The sequence below is a fragment of the Micromonospora sp. HM134 genome (genome assembly GCF_007833915.1).
Classification (GTDB): Bacteria; Actinomycetota; Actinomycetes; order Mycobacteriales; family Micromonosporaceae; genus Micromonospora; species Micromonospora wenchangensis.
Genome location: NZ_CP041061.1, coordinates 6,827,492 through 6,844,876, shown reverse-complemented (window position 1 = coordinate 6,844,876; position 17,385 = coordinate 6,827,492). Strand labels below are relative to the sequence as shown.

15 protein-coding genes and 1 pseudogene are annotated in these 17,385 nt (G+C 72.6%); 6 read left to right on the top strand and 10 right to left on the bottom strand.

All coding sequences use genetic code 11. The features are described 5' to 3' along the window. Positions 1-349 precede the first annotated feature (349 nt). The 7 genes from pstB to FJK98_RS29765 form a co-directional block, all read right to left on the bottom strand. Positions 350-1,126, bottom strand: a complete 777-nt coding sequence (pstB, locus tag FJK98_RS29795; protein ID WP_145921987.1) for a phosphate ABC transporter ATP-binding protein PstB — start codon at positions 1,124-1,126, stop codon at positions 350-352. A gap of 17 nt (positions 1,127-1,143) precedes the next feature. After that, positions 1,144-2,232: a phosphate ABC transporter permease PstA gene (gene pstA / locus FJK98_RS29790; protein ID WP_145921878.1), complete on the bottom strand. Its 1,089-nt coding sequence runs from the start codon at positions 2,230-2,232 to the stop codon at positions 1,144-1,146. Then, a complete protein-coding gene (gene pstC, locus FJK98_RS29785) occupies positions 2,229-3,320 on the bottom strand; it encodes a phosphate ABC transporter permease subunit PstC (RefSeq protein ID WP_145921877.1) in 1,092 nt (363 codons plus the stop codon). Before pstC ends, pstA begins: the two co-directional genes overlap by 4 nt. Before the next feature lie 42 nt (positions 3,321-3,362). Next, positions 3,363-4,466, bottom strand: coding sequence for a phosphate ABC transporter substrate-binding protein PstS (gene pstS / locus FJK98_RS29780; protein WP_145921876.1), 1,104 nt, complete (start codon positions 4,464-4,466; stop codon positions 3,363-3,365). 324 nt (positions 4,467-4,790) lie between these two features. After that, positions 4,791-5,714: a mycothiol synthase gene (gene mshD, locus FJK98_RS29775; RefSeq protein WP_145921875.1), complete on the bottom strand. Its 924-nt coding sequence runs from the start codon at positions 5,712-5,714 to the stop codon at positions 4,791-4,793. 27 nt (positions 5,715-5,741) lie between these two features. Next, on the bottom strand, positions 5,742-6,632 hold the full coding sequence (locus FJK98_RS29770; RefSeq protein ID WP_145921874.1) for a polysaccharide deacetylase family protein: 891 nt from the start codon (positions 6,630-6,632) through the stop codon (positions 5,742-5,744). 176 nt (positions 6,633-6,808) lie between these two features. Next, a complete protein-coding gene (locus FJK98_RS29765) occupies positions 6,809-7,525 on the bottom strand; it encodes a response regulator transcription factor (protein WP_088643167.1) in 717 nt (238 codons plus the stop codon). A 273-nt stretch (positions 7,526-7,798) separates the two neighbouring features. Here FJK98_RS29765 and FJK98_RS34740 point away from each other — a divergent pair. From FJK98_RS34740 to FJK98_RS29745, 5 genes and pseudogenes are all read left to right on the top strand, one after another. After that, a pseudogene (locus tag FJK98_RS34740) lies at positions 7,799-8,844 on the top strand (hypothetical protein). Positions 8,845-8,979: 135 nt separating this feature from the next. Next, positions 8,980-9,759: a DUF2993 domain-containing protein gene (locus FJK98_RS29755; RefSeq protein WP_145921873.1), complete on the top strand. Its 780-nt coding sequence runs from the start codon at positions 8,980-8,982 to the stop codon at positions 9,757-9,759. A 65-nt stretch (positions 9,760-9,824) separates the two neighbouring features. Further along, positions 9,825-9,953 carry an Ms5788A family Cys-rich leader peptide gene (locus FJK98_RS34900; protein WP_342747087.1) on the top strand — a complete coding sequence of 43 codons (129 nt, stop codon included), beginning with the start codon at positions 9,825-9,827 and terminating at the stop codon, positions 9,951-9,953. A 202-nt stretch (positions 9,954-10,155) separates the two neighbouring features. Then, on the top strand, positions 10,156-11,004 hold the full coding sequence (locus tag FJK98_RS29750) for a sulfurtransferase (protein WP_145921872.1): 849 nt from the start codon (positions 10,156-10,158) through the stop codon (positions 11,002-11,004). Positions 11,005-11,007: 3 nt separating this feature from the next. Continuing rightward, positions 11,008-11,328: a DUF1416 domain-containing protein gene (locus FJK98_RS29745; RefSeq protein ID WP_145921871.1), complete on the top strand. Its 321-nt coding sequence runs from the start codon at positions 11,008-11,010 to the stop codon at positions 11,326-11,328. 79 nt (positions 11,329-11,407) lie between these two features. Here FJK98_RS29745 and FJK98_RS29740 read toward each other — a convergent pair whose 3' ends face one another. Together FJK98_RS29740 and FJK98_RS34430 are read right to left on the bottom strand one after the other, a co-directional pair. Then, positions 11,408-11,662: a hypothetical protein gene (locus FJK98_RS29740; protein ID WP_145921870.1), complete on the bottom strand. Its 255-nt coding sequence runs from the start codon at positions 11,660-11,662 to the stop codon at positions 11,408-11,410. Further along, positions 11,659-11,883, bottom strand: coding sequence for a DivIVA domain-containing protein (locus FJK98_RS34430; protein ID WP_370516939.1), 225 nt, complete (start codon positions 11,881-11,883; stop codon positions 11,659-11,661). Before FJK98_RS34430 ends, FJK98_RS29740 begins: the two co-directional genes overlap by 4 nt. 453 nt (positions 11,884-12,336) lie before the next feature. On the opposite strand from FJK98_RS34430, the gene FJK98_RS29730 reads away from it, so the two are divergent. Continuing rightward, positions 12,337-12,576 (top strand): winged helix-turn-helix domain-containing protein, encoded by a 240-nt coding sequence (locus tag FJK98_RS29730; protein WP_088643161.1) that lies wholly within the window; start codon positions 12,337-12,339, stop codon positions 12,574-12,576. Positions 12,577-12,958: 382 nt separating this feature from the next. Here FJK98_RS29730 and FJK98_RS29725 read toward each other — a convergent pair whose 3' ends face one another. After that, positions 12,959-17,341 (bottom strand): S8 family serine peptidase, encoded by a 4,383-nt coding sequence (locus FJK98_RS29725; RefSeq protein ID WP_370516938.1) that lies wholly within the window; start codon positions 17,339-17,341, stop codon positions 12,959-12,961. Positions 17,342-17,385 lie beyond the last annotated feature (44 nt).

Genomic DNA, 17,385 nt, shown 5'->3' with positions numbered 1-17,385 from the left:
GCCCCCGCCCGTGTAGGTCCACCTCGGACCCTTTCGAACTGATGACGCCAGCGGCTCAACGGCCCACCGGGCGGGCGACTCACCAGCGGGACGTCTCCCTGCGGTCCGGCCGGCGGGTCGTCGCCGGTGGGGGCAGCTCACCGTCGCACCGGGCGAGGAACTCGTCACGTGCCGGGGCGGCCGGGACCGGTGACGTCGCAGGGCGGGTGAATCGTCGACGTCATCAGGTCGAAAGGGCCCGAAGGAGAGTTCCGAGACCCCGCCCCCCGCTCCGGCGGTCGCCCCCGCAGGACGACCCGCCCCGCACGACCCGGCGCGGCGATGCGGGCGGACGGGAGTCGGGCGGGGGTCAGCCGAAGCGGCCGGTGATGTAGTCCTCGGTCTTCTTCTGGCCGGGGTTGCTGAAGATCTTCTGGGTGTTGTCGTACTCGATCAGCCGGCCGGGGTCGCCGGTCTTCTCGATCGAGAAGAAGGCGGTGCGGTCGGAGACCCGGGCCGCCTGCTGCATGTTGTGGGTGACGATGATGATGGTGAACTTGTCCTTGAGCTGGAACATCAGGTCCTCGATGGCCAGCGTCGAGATCGGGTCCAGCGCCGAGCAGGGCTCGTCCATCAGCACCACCTGCGGCTCGACCGCGATGGTCCGGGCGATGCAGAGCCGCTGCTGCTGACCGCCGGACAGGCCCGCGCCGGGCTTGCCGAGGCGGTCCTTGACCTCGTCCCACAGGTTCGCCGCGCGCAGCGCCTTCTCGGCGGCCTCGTCCAGGATGGACTTCCGGCGGACCCCGTTGAGCCGCAGCCCGGCCACCACGTTCTCGAAGATGCTCATGGTGGGGAACGGGTTCGGGCGCTGGAACACCATGCCGATCATGCGGCGGACGGCGGTCACGTCGACGTCGCGGTGGTAGACGTCCTGGCCGTCGATGGTCAGGCTGCCCTCGACCCGGGCACCCGGCAGCACCTCGTGCATCCGGTTGATCGACCGCAGGAAGGTCGACTTGCCGCAGCCGGACGGCCCGATCAGGGCGGTGACCGTCTTCGGCTCGACCGTCAGGTTGATGTTCTCGATCGCCTTGAAACCGCCGTAGTAGGCGGTCACGTCGGTGGCGTCGATGCGCTTGGCCATGGTGGTACCTCCGGGGTTCATCGGCCGAGCCGGTTGCGGCGGGCCAGCAGCTTCGCGGCGACGGTCAGGACGAGCACGAGGACGACCAGGGTCAACGCCGCGGTCCAGGCCCGTGCCGGGGAGTACTTCGACGCCTCGCCGGCCTGCTGGTAGACGAAGAGGGCCAGCGACGACTGGTTGTTCTCGAACGGGTTGAAGTTGATCGCCGCGCCACCACCGGCGACGAGCAGCACCGGGGCGGTCTCCCCGGCGGCCCGCGCGATGGAGAGCATGATGCCGGTGACGATGCCGGGCAGCGCGGTCGGCAGCACCACCCGCAGGATGGTCTTCCACTTCGGCACGCCGAGGGCGTACGCGCCCTCCCGCAGCGGCGCGGGGACCAGCCGCAGCATCTCCTCCGTGGAACGCACCACCGTGGGCAGCATCAGCACGCTCAACGCGAGCGCGGCGGCGAAGCCGGAGAAGCCGGGCTGGCCGTCGTTGAACCACGGCGACACGATCAGCACCCAGAAGGCCAGCACGAACAGGCCGGTGACGATGGACGGGATGCCCGTCATCACGTCGACGAAGAACCGGATGGTGAAGGCGAACCGGCCCCGGCCGTACTCGACGATGTAGATCGCGCAGAGCACGCCGAGCGGGACGGTGATCGCGGTGGCGATGCCGACCTGCTCCAGCGTGCCGACGATGGCGTGGTACGCGCCGCCGTTGGCGTCCCGGGCCCCGATGTTGTTCATCGAGCTGCCGAAGAAGTCACCGTCGAGCCGGGCGGTGCCCTTGCTGACCAGCGTCCACACCACCGAGGCCAGCGGCAGCACGGCCAGCACCAGGGCGGAGTGGATCAGGGCGCTCCAGAACCGGTTGCGGGCCGAGCGCCGCCCCTCCACCGCGTTCGCCGCGACGAAGAGACCGGCCAGGTAGAGCACCGCGCCGAGCACCACGACCAGGACCGGGCCGCCGAGGTCGACGCCGTAGACGATGCCGGCGGCGACCAGCAGGGCCAGCGCCGCCAGGGCGGGGGCGGCGTACCCGGGCAGGCGGCGGGCCCGCAGGCTGTCCGGCTGGGCCGGCGGGCGGGAACGGCGGGGGGTGAGGGTGGTGGTCATGCGGCCGACTCCGTGAACTCGCGGCGGCGGTAGATGATCGCGCGCGCGGTGATGTTGACGACCAGCGTGATCGCGAAGAGCACCAGGCCGGAGGCGATGAGCGCGCCGCGGCCGGTCTCGTTGGCCTCCGCGAACCGGTTGGCGATGTTCGCGGCGATGCTGTTGCCGCCGTTGGCGAGGATGTTGAACGAGATGGCGTACGTCGAGCCGAGGGTGAGCGCGAGCGCGATGGTCTCGCCGAGCGCCCGGCCGAGGCCGAGCATGACGGCGGCGATGATGCCCGGCCGGCCGTACGGCAGCACCGCCGTGCGCAGCATCTCCCAGCGGGTGGCGCCCAGCGCGAGGGCGGCCTCCTCGTTGGCGGTCGGGGTCTGGAGGAACACCTCGCGGGAGAGCGAGGTGATGATCGGCAACACCATGATCGCCAGGACCAGGGAGCCGAGCAGGATCGAGTTGCCGTACGGACCGTCGCCGAAGATCGGAATCCAGCCGAAGTACCGGTTCAGCCAGGCCGACAGGTCGGCGACCGGCCCGACCAGGTAGTCCCGCCCCCACAGGCCGAACACCACGCTCGGCACGGCGGCCAGCAGGTCGATCACGAAGCCCAGCGCGGTGCCGAGCCGCCGGGGCGCGTAGTGCGACAGGTAGAGGGCGATGCCCAGCGCCACCGGCACCGCGACCAGCAGCGCCAGCAGGGCGGTGAGCAGGGTGCCGAAGGCGAGCGCGCCGATGCCGAACGTGGGTGGATCGTCGTTGGGGAACCAGCCCTCGAAGGTCCAGAAGTTCGCACTGTTGGCCCGCAGCGCCGGCACGGCCTTGGCGATCAGGAAGACCGCGATGGCCGCGATGATGACCAGCACGGCGACGCCGGCGGCCAGGGTCACGCCACGGAACGCCCGTTCCGCGCCGAACGCGCGGGCCCGGGGCAGCCCGCCGCCTCCGCCGAGGCCACGGTCGTCATCGGGGGTACGGGGGCTGACTGGTGCCTCGGCCACACGCGCCGAGGCACCGGCGGACCGCTCGTGACCCAGGGTCACGGGGTGTCCGCCGGTGCCGGCGTGTGCCGAGCGGTGAGGGGTTTCACCCATCTGCTCGCTCGCTTCGACTTGAGGTGATGTCGCTCGGGATGCTCAGGCCAGGTTCTTGACCGCGGCCTCGACCTTGGTCCGGACCGAGTCGGGCAGCGGGGCGTAGCCCAGCTCGACCAGCTCGGCCTGGCCCTCGGTGCTGGCGGCGTGCCCCAGCAGACCCTTGACCAGCGGCAGCTTGTCGGCGGCGATGCCCTTGCTGCACACGATCTCGTAGGTCACCAGGACGATCGGGTAGGCCCCGGCCTCCTTGGTGGCGTAGTCGATCGACATCTTGAGGTCGTCGCCCTGGCCCTCGATCTTGGCCCCGGCGATGGTCTTGCCGGCCGACTCGGCGGTCAGTTCGGTGTACTCGCCGGCCCCGTTCTGCACCTTGGCCTTCTTCAGGCCGGAGTTCTCGGCGTACGACCACTCGACGTAGCTGATCGTGCCCTCGGTGCTCTTGACCTTGGAGGCGACACCGTCGGACTTGGGGGCGCCGAGGCCGCCGGGGGCCTTCCACGCCTTGTTGTTGCCGAAGGTCCAGTCCGTCGGCGCGGTCTTCGACAGGTACTTGGTGAAGTTGTCGGTGGTGCCCGACTCGTCGGAGCGGTGCACCGTCTGGATCGGGGCGGCCGGGAGGGTGGCGTTCGGGTTGTCGGCCTTGATCGCCGGGTCGTCCCACTTGGTGACCTTGCCGGCGAAGATCTGCGCCAGGGTGGTCGGCTTGAGCTGGAGGTTGTCCACGCCGCCGACGTTGTAGACGACCGCGACCGGGCCGATCACCATCGGCAGGTTGAGCGCCGCGCCGCCGCTGCACTTGGCGTCGGCCTGCGGCTGCTCCTCCGGCTTGAGGGCGGAGTCGGAACCGGCGAAGTCGGCGGTGCCGGCGATGAACGCCTGGATGCCCGCGCCCGAGCCGGTCGACTCGTAGTTGATCGTGGTGCCGCTGCACTTCTGCTGGTACGCCTTGATCCACTCAGCCATGGCGTTCTTCTGCGCGGAGGAGCCCTGCGCGTTCAGGGTGCCCTTGCCGCAGTCGGCCGCGCTGGCCGAGCCGGAGGCGGAGGCGCTGGCCGGCTCGTTGTTGTCCGAGCCGCAGGCGCTGAGGCCGAGGACCGCGGTAAGAGCGAGGCAGGCAATGGCGCCGTGCCGCTGGAGCTTCACCTGAGGGGTTTCCCTTCACGTCTTTGGTCAGGTCGCCCGGATGGGGCCCGAGTGCCGGCGCTGACCGGCTGACACGAAAGCTAGAAGTGCCAGGTAGACGGTTCGCCGGTCGGAAGTGAACGGGGCATGAACAGCCCCGGCCGGGAAGGTGACCGCTGCCTGAGGGAGGGTTGTCCGTTAGGTGAACTGCCGTCCCGGTATCCGCATTGATGCGATATATCCGGGCAGCCGTTATCCGCGCGTGGCCCTGCCGTTACCGCGCGGAGACACGCCGATCATGGCCCCGGCCGGTCACCGGCCGGGGGTGGCGTGAACGGGGCAGCGTCAGCCCAGGTGGTAGTTGACGTGCCCGCACCAGCGGGCGAACCCGAGCCGTTCGTAGAGCGAGACGGCGGCGGTGTTCGACTCGTCGACGTAGAGCATCACCCGGTCCAGCCCGCGCCGGTCCCGCAGGTAGGCCAGACCGGCCGTGGTGAGCGCCCGGCCCAGGCCGCCGCCGTGGGCGTCCGGGTCCACCCCCACCACGTAGACCTCACCGGTACGGGCCGAGCCGGGCCGCTCGTGCACCTTGGTCCAGTGGAAGCCGAGCAGCCGCCCGGTGGCGTCGACGGCGAGCAGGAAACCGTCCGGGTCGAACCACGGCTCGGCCAGCCGGGCCCGCAGGTCGTCGGTGGTCCACCGGCCCTGCTCGGGGTGCGTGGCGAAGGCGCGGGCGTTGAGCGCGAGCCAGGCGTCGTCGTCCGCGCCGGGGCGGAAGGAACGCAGCGTCACCCCGTCCGGCAGACGGGGCGGTGGCACCGCACCGGTCAGCGGCCGGCGCAACTGCCAGAGCACCCGGGCCCGGGTGAAGCCGAGATCCACGGCGAGCGCGGCGGCGGACGGGTGGTCGCCGTGCGCCCAGGCCCGCAGCGGGCCGGACGCCGCCGCGAGGACGCCCCGGACCAGCGCCCGCCCGGTGCCCCGCCGCCGGAAGGCCGGGTGCACCACCAACTCCACCCCGACCCCGGACGCCGGCTCGGTGGTGTCCAGGTGGGCGTACCCGGTCAGGGTGCCGTCGGGGGCGCGGGCGGTCAGGTGCCCGGCCGCCGCGTGCGGGTCACGCAGCCGCAGCAGGGTGTGCTCGTCGAACGGGTCGGCCCCGTCGGCGTCGCCGCCGAGCCGGGCCAGGGCCAGCACCTCGGTCACCTCGTCCGGGGTGAGGCGGTCGGTGCGGGCCACCCGGTCGACGGTCGGTTCGACGCTGCTCATCCCGACACGGTAGTCGGCGTCGCCGGTTCAGTTGGCCCCGCCGGGCGGTAGCGCCTCCAGCCGGAACCGGCCGGTCAGGTCGGGCAGCAGCCGACGCAGCGCGTCCACCGTGCCCTGCCGGTCGCCACCGGCGTCGTGCATGAGCACGATCGCGCCCGGCCCGGTGTCCCCGGAGACCGTCGCGGTGATCTTCGCGGCCCCGGGGACCTGCCAGTCGTTGGGATCGACGGTCCAGTGCAGCGGGGTCATCCCCAGCCCCTCGGCGACCGACACCACGGGGTACGTCCAGGCCCCGCCGGGCTGCCGGAAGTAGCTGACCGGGGCGTCCGGCACGGCGGCGTGGATGGCGTCGTTGGTCCGGACCAGGTCGGCCCGGATCAGGGCGGGGGAGCGTTTGCCGAGCAGCACGTCGTGGTGCCACGAGTGGTTGCACAGGGTGTGCCCGTCGGCCACGATCGCCCGGATCAGGTCCGGGTGGTCCTGGGCGTTCTCGCCGACCACGCAGAACGTCGCCTTGACGCCGTACGTTCGCAGCACCTCCAGCACCTGCGGCGTGTACGTCGGGTCGGGGCCGTCGTCGAAGGTCAGCGCGACCTCGCCGGTGCCGGTGCTGGCGTGACTGCCGAACGGGCCGTCACCGCCGCTGGCGGGCTGCGGCGCGTCCGGGTCGGCCCCGGCGGTGGGAGTGTCGGCCGGGGTGGACGCGTCGGGGCGGGTGCCGTCCGTGGTGGCGGGCGGGGCGGCCGGGTCGGCGGGTTGCTCGCCGTACTGGGCGCCGTCGACCTGCGCCGCCGCGCCGAGGGGCTGGCGGGGCGGGTCGGGGGTCATGCTGCGGCCGAGCGCGTACGCGGACCCGAGCAGGGCGGCCAGCACCAGCGTGACGACGCCGATGGTCCCGCCGGTCGACCGGGTACGCATCAGCGCCACCGCCGGTCCGGATCGCGGGACGGCCCTCGCGTCGCCCCCGTGGTCAGTGCACGCACCGTAGCCCCTCTCGCCCCTGCTGATTACGGCACCAAGAATAGAACCGACAACAGGAGCAAAAGGGGCGTATCGGAAATAGTCCTATCGGGGTGCGGTGCCACCGCCCCCGATCAGACCGGCAGCGGTGCGGGCTCGGACTCGGGCAGCGACCGGGACGACGGCGGGACCACGAACTTGTAGCCCACCTGGCGGACCGTGCCGATCATCGACTCGTACTCCGAGCCGAGCTTGGCCCGCAGCCGCCGGACGTGCACGTCCACCGTACGGGTGCCGCCGAAGTAGTCGTAGCCCCAGACCTCGCGCAGCAACTGGTCCCGGGTGAACACCCGGCCCGGGTGCTGGGCGAGGAACTTGAGCAGCTCGAACTCCTTGTAGGTGAGGTCGAGCGGCCGGCCCTTCAGCTTCGCCGCGTAGGTGTCCGGGTCGATGTTCAGCTCGCCGGCCCGGATCGACCCACCGGCCCCGGACGTGGCGTTGCTCAGTCGGCCCACCGCGAGCCGCAGCCGGGCCTCCACCTCGGCCGGACCCGCCCCGGCCAGGATCACGTCGTCGACGCCCCAGTCGGCGTTCAGGGCGATCAGTCCGGCCTCGGTCACCACCGCGACCAGCGGCACGCCCAGGCCGGTGGCGTGCAGCATGCGACAGGTGGCACGGGCCTCGCTCAACTCCGACCGGGCGTCGACCAGCACCGCGTCCGGGCTGGGCCCGGAAACTAGGGTGCGGACGTCACGCGGTGCGGTACGGACCGAATGCGGCAACAGGTCGAGTGCCGGCAGCACCGCCGAGGGCTCACCTGCGCGCGCGGTCACCAGCAGCAGGAGCTCCACACGATCACCTCCGTCCCGGCGGCCCTTCGGCCGCACGCGACCAGCTGCCCCGCGGGTGGGCAGGGCGCTGAGAACTTGCGTGGGTCCCGGCGTCGCTGACGGGCGGGTAACAGCCTGAGCGTAACCGATTGCTCCGCTGTCACCCCGGCGTCCTTTCCTGTTTGTCGGATCTGCCCGTGATCACCGGTCAGGTTTTAACGTCGCCGAAACCGTGATCCCCGTCCGGCGCCCCGTGATCCCCGCCGATCCCCGTCGGTCTGGCACGATCGGGGCGTGTTTCCCTCCACCTCGCCCGAGACCGGCCGTGACCCGTGGGCCGACGACGCCCCCGACGGGCCCGCCGGCCCGGCCGGAGGGCCCGCGCCCGGCCCCCGCCCCGCCCCGACGACGACGCCGGGAGCCGACGCGAGCGCGGCCCACGCCGGTTCCGCAAGGGCGGCCAGCCGCGCCGCACCGAGGACGACGAGGTCGAGCCGGACGAGGAGCCGATCGAGCCGGTCGAGGTACGCCGCCCGCTCTCGCTGACCGTCGCCGGGTTCGCCGCGCTGCTCGGCGTCGGCCTGGTGCTCGGCGCGCAGACCGCCGGCCCCGGGCACCGGCTGCCGTTCGCGATCATCGTGTTCGGCGTGCAACTGCTCTTCGTGCTGGCCTGGACGATGGCCATGCGCCCGCCCGCGCTGCTGCTGGTCGCGCTGACCAGCGGCGTGGTCGCCGCCGCGGCCGACGTCGCCGCCGTGCAGACCGACGTGGCCGGGCTGGCCCCGCTCGGGTACGTGGCGCTGGGCGGGTTCCTGGTCGGGGTGCTGGGCCAGCTCGTCCGCCGGGTGGACCGGGTCCGGGTGACCGACTCGCTCGGCACCACCCTGCTCATCGTGGTCGGCGTGGTGGCGTTCGCCACCCTGATCACGCTCAGCCGGATTCCCGCCGGCACCCAGGCGATCACCGTCTGCCTGGCCGCCACCGGCGTCGCCCTCACCGTGGCCCGGCTCACCGACGCCGTGCTCGCCTGGCCCCGGCTCGCGCCGCAGGTGCCCCGGGGGGCCGCCGGGGTGGTCGTCGGCGCGATGATCGGCACCCTCACCAGCGCCCTGCTCGGCAGCTACCTGGTCGGCTTCACCCCGACCAGCGCCGCGGTCATCGGGCTGGTCACCGCGGCCACCGCCGTGCTGGCCGACCTCGCCGTCGGCTACGCCGAGGCGGGCCGGTTGATGGCCGGCGAGCCGCCCACCATGTGGATCGCCCGGCACATGCAGGGTCCGCTGGGCGGGTTCGCGCTGGCCGCTCCGGCGGCGTACGCCATGTGTGTGCTCTTTCTCTGACGCCGGCTGACGGCGGTGGGGCGCGCGGCGCGGTTGGGCGCGGCGGCGCCCGGGTAGTAGCGGTGCGCCGCGGGCGGCGGCATCGATGACGGGCACGTCGCGCGACCGCGACGGCGACGACGGACGGAGACGGGCGTGGCGCAGACGTACGAGGAGCGGCCCCGGCGGCGCGGGCGCAGGTGGCTCGTCGTACTTGTCGTCCTGGTGCTGATCCTGGGCGGGTTGCTGGTGGTGGCCGACCGGGTGGCGGCCGGGCTGGCCGAACGCGCCATCGCCGACCAGGTGCAGCAGGCGATCACCGAGCAGGACGCCAGCTCCGCGCCGCCCCAGGTCGACGTGGGCGGGTTCCCGTTCCTCACCCAGGTCGTCGACGGCCGGTACGAGCGGATCTCCATCGTGCTGACCGACGTGCAGGGGTCGGTGGAGGGCAACGCGGTCAGCCTGCCCCGGCTCGACGTGGACGCCCGTAACGTGCGCGCCCCGCTGGACACCATCCGCTCCGGGCAGGGCGAGGTGGTGGCCGAGACGGTGGCCGGCACCGGCACGGTCACCTACGACAGCCTGGCCAAGCTGCTGGACCGGCCGGGGCTCAAGCTCGGTGAGCAGAACGGCAAGCTCGCCGTCACCGCGCCTGTCGACATCCTCGGCCAGAAGCTCACCGTCACCGGCACCGCCGACGTCACCGTGGCCGACGACGGCAAGGTGTCGCTGAAGTTCAGCGACCTGAACGCCCAGGGGCTGCCGGCGGTGCCGCTGGCCCGGACCCTGCTGAACAACTACGCCCGGGGCATCTCGGTGGACGTGCCCCTGCCGTCGCTGCCGTTCCAGCTCAACGTGCGCAAGGTCGAGCCGCGCCCGGAGGGGCTCACGGTGACCGCCGACGCGAAGGACGTCCCGATCAACTCGCCGAGCTGAGTCAGCGCTCAGTTCTGGACGCGGCACCCACCCGGCGCTGCCCGCCTGGTGGGCCCGCGTCCCGCATGCTGGTCGTGAGCTGGCACTCTCCGGGACGGCTGGTAGGCTCCGAGCCCATGGGGACGCACCTCACCAAACGGCGCGCGGTCGACCTGTGCCGCGTGGCCACCTGCCTGTGTCGCTCCGTCATCTGACGGCGGGGCTGTCTCCGGCCGCCCAGCGGCCACCGCACCCAGGGTCCCTGACCTTCGGGTGCCAACCCTCCGAAACGCCCGGCAGCGGCGCCGTCGCACGAACCCGTGATCCGTTCCTCTATGGGTCCCGCGCAGGGTGCGACATCACCGATCTCCACCACCCGCGCTGGCTCACCACCCATCCTCACCAGGGAGTGATCTGATGAGTCGCGACACCGCACTCGTTTCGGCCGAATGGGCCGAGAAGAACCTCGACGCCCCGGGCGTCGTCTTCGTCGAGGTCGACGAGGACACCTCGGCCTACGACACCGGCCACATCGCCGGTGCCATCAAGCTCGACTGGAAGACCGACCTCCAGGACCCGATCCGCCGGGACTTCGTCAACAAGGCCCAGTTCGAGGCGCTGCTCTCCGAGCGGGGCATCGGCAACGACGACGTCGTGGTCCTCTACGGCGGCAACAACAACTGGTTCGCCGCGTACGCGTACTGGTACTTCAAGCTCTACGGCCACCGCGACGTCAAGCTGCTCGACGGCGGTCGCAAGAAGTGGGAGCTGGACGCCCGCCCGCTGGTCACCGACGCGGTCACCCGTCCGGCCACCCAGTACGTCGCGAGCGAGCCGGACACCTCGATCCGGGCCTTCCGCGACGAGGTCGTCGACGCGATCGGCACCAAGAACCTGGTCGACGTGCGCAGCCCCGACGAGTTCGCCGGCCGGCTGCTGGCCCCCGCCCACCTGCCGCAGGAGCAGGCGCAGCGGGCCGGGCACATCCCCACCGCGATCAGCGTGCCGTGGTCCAAGGCGGCCAACGAGGACGGCACCTTCAAGTCCGACGACGAGCTGCGCAAGATCTACGCCGACGCCGGGCTGGACGACGGCAAGGAGACCATCGCCTACTGCCGGATCGGCGAGCGCTCCTCGCACACCTGGTTCGTCCTCCAGGAGCTGCTCGGCCACACCAACGTCAAGAACTACGACGGTTCCTGGACCGAGTACGGCTCGCTGGTCGGCGTGCCGGTGGCCCTCGGCGACGAGCCCGGGGAGGCCTGAGCCATGACTGCTCCCACCGCCGCCGGCTGCGCCGCACCGGACCAGTCCGCGCCCCTGCCGGCCAGCCTGGACCTGGAGAAGGAAACCGTCATCACCGGCCAGGTGCTGGCCGAGTCGGGCGATGTCGTGCCCGGCGCGTACGTCCGGCTGCTCGACTCGACGGGTGAGTTCACCGCCGAGGTCGTCACCTCCCCGGCCGGTCAGTTCCGGTTCTTCGCCGCGCCGGGCAACTGGACCCTGCGGGCGCTGTCCCGGCACGGCAACGGCGACACCGCCGTGACCGCCAACCGGGGCGTCAACGAGGTCTCCGTCACGGTGGCCTGACCCACGCTCTCGATCGGCCCGGGGCCGGTCACCCCACCCGGGGTGACCGGCCCCGCGCCGTCGCCCCCCTCCGGCGGCGTCACGAGGTGCAGCCGCCCTGGTGACCGACCCGCCGGACGCAGCGGCGACGCCCACCGAGCCGCCGGTCGCAGAAGACGTGATGCTGCGGTTCCGACCCGCCCTCCTCGGAGACGGTCGTCTCACCGAGCACCAGCTCCGGCAGGAACGCCAGCGACCGGCCGATCGCGCGGGCCAGCAGCCGCGCCGCCGGCAGGTCGTCGGCGGCGACAGTCAGGTGTACGACGTACCGCTCGCGCCCGGTCGCGGCGGTCACGCCCGCACCACCCGGGGCGCGAACCGGGACTGCCAGTCGCGCAGCGCACCCTTGATCCGTGCGTTCTCCTCCCGGGTACGGGCCAGCTCGGCGTGCAGCACCGCCAACTCGTCGGCGATCCGGTGCAGGAACCCGTCCACCTCGGCCGGGTCCAGCCCGTGCCGGGACCGCCGGAACCGCTGCTGCCGCACCTGACTCGTGCACAGCAGCCGGTACGCCACCGGTCGGTGGTGGTTCGCCGGTTGGTGGTGGTATGCCGCCGGCCTGTGGTGGTGCCCGGTATTCGGCCGCCCCGGCGGTCCGGACCGCCTGACGGGACGGCTGCCGGTCCGGCTGCTCGCGGCATGGCTGGTCGGGACCTGGTTGGTCGGGGGTCGGTCGGTTGTCGTCGAACGGTTCCGGCGGAACAGCCGGAGGAACCTGCACACGATGGGACCACCTCTCCGCAGGGGGCAGCGGGGGACCGTGCTGCCGTGGAAGGTGGCCGGGGCGGGCGGTTTCCCTTCCACCGCACCCGCCCCGGCCGGGGGGAGAGCCCTGCTCGTTGCCACGCGAGGAGCGCTCGCCGACCAACTTATTTGAGGAACTTGAAAGAGTCAACGACCGGTTGCAGTGCGTAGTTGCATGCCGTGATGAGAGCGTGATCGAATCGCGGGTGCCACGCGAGGAGTGCCATGCCTGCGACCCCGGACTACATCCGGATCTCCGACGAGATCGTCGCCGACGTCAGGTCGGGTAAGTACAAGCCGGGGGACAAGCTGCCCTCGATCAGCGAGCAGTGCAGCCGGTTCAACGTCAGTCCGTCGACGATCAACCTGGTCAACGTGCGGCTGGAGGCGCTCGGGGTGATCAGCCGTCACCAGGGCAAGGGCATCTACATCACCGATCCGGCGACCTGGTTGCGCAAGCCCTGATCTGAACCTGAGGGCGTTTTCGGGGCTGCGCCGACGTTGCTCACGTGCCGCCGCCTGTGCACCGCTGTCCTGCTGCTCTGCTGCCCTACTGATCCCGATGGGGGACGCTCTCCCCGGTCCAGAACATGGTGTGGCTCCCCCGAGCCGACGGAGAGGTCGGTCCCCGGCGACCGAAGCTCGTCGGGGCACCACCGTCAACACGTAGTCAGCGATGTAGCGGTATCAGTACGCACTGATACCGCTACAACGGCCCAACAGCGCTGGATCACGACGGACGCCGCCCCACGGGGCGGGGCGGACGCGGGGCGAGGCGGCCGGGAGATGGCGGTGGCCGCCGACCCCGGGCGGGGTCGGCGGCCACCGGGTGGGGCCGGTCAGCCGGTCAGAGGCCGGATGCCCGGACGCCCGCGCAGGTCGACGTCGGGGTCAGCCCGAAGTTGAGCGTCCCGACGATGCCCGCTTCCACGACGGTGCGCTGGACCTGGGGCACCCAACCGTCCTTGGCCACGATGGCCTCGTACTTGCCCTTCGGCAGCCACCAGGCGTAGCGACCCTGGGCGTCGGCGGTGAGCGTGACGCCGGTGGTCGAGTTGACCAGGTTCAGCCGGATCGTCGCCGGGACGCCGACGGTCTGGCCGCCGCAGGTCACCCCGGTCACCGTGCCCTGGATCTTGCCCCAGTTGTTCGGCGGCGAGACGTTCATCTCGACGCCGACCGCCGACACCGGGTACGGCGTGTCCGAGGTGATCCCCAGCTCACCCGAGTACGCCCCGGGCTGGAGCACCCCGGCCGCCGCCGTGGCGGTCAGCGTGACGGTGACCGTCTGGGACGCCCCCGGGGCGAGCGTGAAGCTGGTCGGTGCGGTGGACAGCCACGGCAGGTCACTGGCGTCCGCGCAGCCCTCCAGCCCGCCGAGCCGTTCGCTGTCGGCCGAGCCGACGAACGAGCTGGGCGACCCGCCGATCTTGTACGCCCCGCAGGCGGCGGCACCCCGGTACCTGTTGAACTGGGCGTTCGGCAGGTTCTTCCAGGCCCCGGCGACCGGGTCGAAGCCGAGCGTCCGGTTGGTGACCGACGTCGAGCCGCCCGTCACCCCGCCGGCCAGCACCAGCATGCCGCCGGCCGACGCGTACTGGGAGCCCCACAGGTCGACCGGGAGGTTCGGCAGCGGGCTCCAGGTGTCCGACGCCGGCTCGTACCGCCAGGTGTCGGTGTACTCGTCGGCGGCGACCCCGCCCGCGCAGTACACCTGGCTGCCGATCCCGCCGCAGGACACCCAGGAGACCGGGTGCGGGTAGGCCGCGCCGGTGCGGAACGTCCCGGTACGCGGGTCGAACACCACCAGCTTGTCGGTCTCCGTGCAGGTGCTGTCGACGCAGCCGCCGACCAGGTACACCTTGCCACCGGCCACGGCGGTGCCGGCCGCGGCGGCGGGTGCCGGGTTGACCGCCCCGGCCAGGGTGCTCCACGCGCCGGTGGCCGGGTCGAAGACGTCCACCGACGGCTCCGGACCCTCGCCGTCGCCCCAACCGCCGATCACGTACAGCTTGCCGCCGATCCCCACGGCGGACGGCTTGGAGCGGGCGTGCGGCAGGTCGGGCAGCGCCGTCCAGACGCCGGTGGCCGGCTCGAACACCCAGGCCTTGCGCTCGTTGCCGGTGTCGCCACCGCCGCCGACCGAGTAGACCTTGCCGTCCAGGTTGGCCGCCGCGTTGTCGTAGATCGCGGCGGGCAGGTTGGTGATCCGGGCCCAGGCGTCGTCGGCCTGCGGCGCGGCGTCGACGGACCCGCCGCCGTAACGGGCACCGGTACGCCCGGTGCTGATCCCCTTGACCACCTGCTCCCGCAGCGGCGCGCCGGCGGTGGACAGCACCTCGAACCCGCCACCGCGTTCCAGCAGCTCCACGGTCGCCGGGGCGGAGCCCGTGTTGCGGACCGTGACCTTGGCGGTGCGGGTGCTGCCGTACGGCTGGTGGGCCTCGATCGTGGTGGTGCTGACGGTGAGCCGCCCCGCGGTCAGGGCCAGGTCGGCCCGGCGGGTGCTGTCGGCCACCACGGTCACCTGCTGGGTGACCGCCGTGTACGGCGGCCGGGAGGCGGTGAACGGGTGGGTGCCGGTCAGCCCCGAGAAGAGGTGGTAGAAGCCGTCCGGCAGGTTCGGGTCGTCCGGGGTGGCCGCCGAGACGGCCGTGTCGGTGGGCCGGTCGACGCTGGTCACCGTCACCCCGTTGACGGCGGCGCCGGTGTTGCGGTCGGTGGTGTTACCGACCACCAGGCCACCCGGGACGGGGGTGCAGTCCCGGTTCACCAGCTGGACGTCGTCCACCTGCCACCACCAGGCGAAGGTGCCCTTGAACCGGAAGCGCACCAGCGCGCCGGCCGCGCCGGCCGCCGGGGTCAGCGGCACCTCCTCGACCCGGGGGCCGCGCCGGCTGGCGGTCTGGTGCCAGACGTTCGTCCAGCTCGCCCCGGCGTCGGTGGAGACGTCCACGTCGGCGGTGTCGCTGATCCCGACGGCCCGCCAGTCACTGCGGAACCGCAGCAGCGGCGCGGCCGAGGCGGACAGGTCGACCGGCGGGGCGACCAGGTCGGTGTCCTGGGTGTTGCCGGTGCCGAGCTTGTCGCTGTCGATGATCGCGAACCCGCCGGTGCCGCCGGTCAGGTTGCCCCGCGCGCCCGGGTCGTTGAAGACCCAGCCGCCCTTGTCGGTGCGGTTGCGCACCGTCCAGCCCTCCGGCGCGGTGGTGCCGTCGAAGCTCTGCGACAGCAGCGGCGCGCTGAGGCTGCCGGTGTAGCCGGCGGCGACACAGGCCGCCTCGACGGGGACCGGGATGTCGGCCGTGGTGCCCGTCGCGCCGACGGTCAGGTCCTTCGTCACCGTCCGGTAGCCCGGGTACTTCGCGGTGACGGTGAGCTTGTAGTCGGTGTTGCCGGCCACGGTGAACGAGTACCGGCCGGTCACCGGGTCGGTGAAGACGGGCGCGCCGGGACGGCCGGCGACCTCGATCTTGGCGTACAGCGGCCAGCCGTGCCCGGAGCCGTCGGTGACCCGGCCGGAGACGGTGACCGTCGGGGTGGCCGTCAGGGCGAAGTCCCGGGTGACCGTGCCGTCCTCCGGGACGGTCACGGTGCCCGTCGCGGTGCGGAAGCCGTACGCGGACACGGTCAGCGTGGTCTCGCCGGCCGGGACGGTCAGCGAGTACCTGCCGTCGGTGCCGGTGGTGACGCTGCGCGCGCCCGTGGCGACGGTGGCACCCGCCACCGGGTCGCCGCCGGCCGCGTCGGTGACCCGGCCGCTGACCTGGCCCACCGGCCCGCGCGGGGCCTGCCGGACCGCCTCGTACGCGTTGAGCCGACCCTCACCGAAGACGTTGTTGTCGGCGGCGGTGCCCCCGCAGGTGGTCGCGTCGACGTCGGTCGCGGTGCGGTCGAGCAGCGCCTCGGTGCCGGCGATGTCCCCGCGCAGGCTGGGCGCGGCCGACCAGATCAGGGCGACCGTGCCGGCCACGTGCGGGGCGGCCATCGAGGTGCCGCTGAACGACGCGTACCCGTTGCCGGGGACACTGGAACGCACGTTGCTCCCCGGTGCGGCGATGTTCGGCTTCAACCCGGCCGGGTCGGTGGCGTTCCCCCGCCCGGAGAAGCTGGAGATGGCGTTGTTCACGTCGTACGAGCCGACCGCGTACGCGTTGGGGTTGTCGCCGGGGGAGCCGGCGCTGCCGCAGGCCGGGCCGTCGTTGCCGGCGGAGAAGACCGGGAACATCCCGGCGGCCCGCCAGGCGGCCACGGTCTGCTGGTACCACGGGTCGCCGCCGTCACCGCCCCAGGAGTTGTTGACGATGTCGGGGCGCAGGTCGGGGCGGGGGTTCTGCCCGTTGAGGTCGGTCGGGGCGAGCACCCACTGGCCGGCGGCCAGCAGCGAGGCGTCCGAGCAGTTGTTGGACTCGCAGCCCTTGGCGGCGATCCACTTCGCGCCGGGGGCGACCCCCACCTGGTTGGCGGAGCCGTCGGTGCCGACCATGGTGCCCATGGTGTGCGTGCCGTGGTCGTTGTTGTCGCAGGGCGCGTCCTGCGGGCAGATGCCGGCCGGGTCGTACCAGTCGTAGTTGTGGTCGAACGTGCCGCCACCGAGGTTGCCCCGGTAGGAGCCGACGAGCGCGGGGTGGTCGAACTGCACGCCGCTGTCGATGTTGGCGACGACCAGCCCCTCACCCCGGTCGCCGAACTCGTCCCAGACCCGGGGCGCGCCGATGTTGGTCAGCCCCCACTCGACGGCGTCGGTGCCGGCGCGGGCGGCGGTGCCGCGCACCGGACGGATCAGCGGGTAGCTGCGGGTCGGTGCGATCCGCTCGACCTCGGGCCGGGCGGCGATGGTGTCCAGCAGCGCCCGGTCCCCGGTCACCCGCAGCGCGTTGGCGATCCAGTAGGCGGTGTAGGTGGCCTTGCGGTCGTCGAGCACGGCCCGCAGGTCACGCTGGGTCCGTTCGGCGGTGGTGGTGAGCAGCCGGTGTACCTCGTCGGCGCGGGCGTCCGGGCTGCGCAGCCGGGCCGCCTGCGCGAGCGGGGCCTGTTCGCGCAGGTAGACCAGGAAGGTCTCGGTGCCGTCGGCGAGCCCGTCGAGGACCTGCCGGTCCACGGTGGCCCGGGGCGCGGCCGGCGCGGCCCCGGCGGGTAGTGCGGGCTGGGCGGTGAGGCCCAGGAGTCCGGCCGCGAGCGCGGCCACCAATCGCCACCGGGACGGTCGTCCGGTCGGTCGTCTGAGCACGCTGTTCCTCCCCACGTCGTCGGGCCCGATCGGTTCGGGCCCGG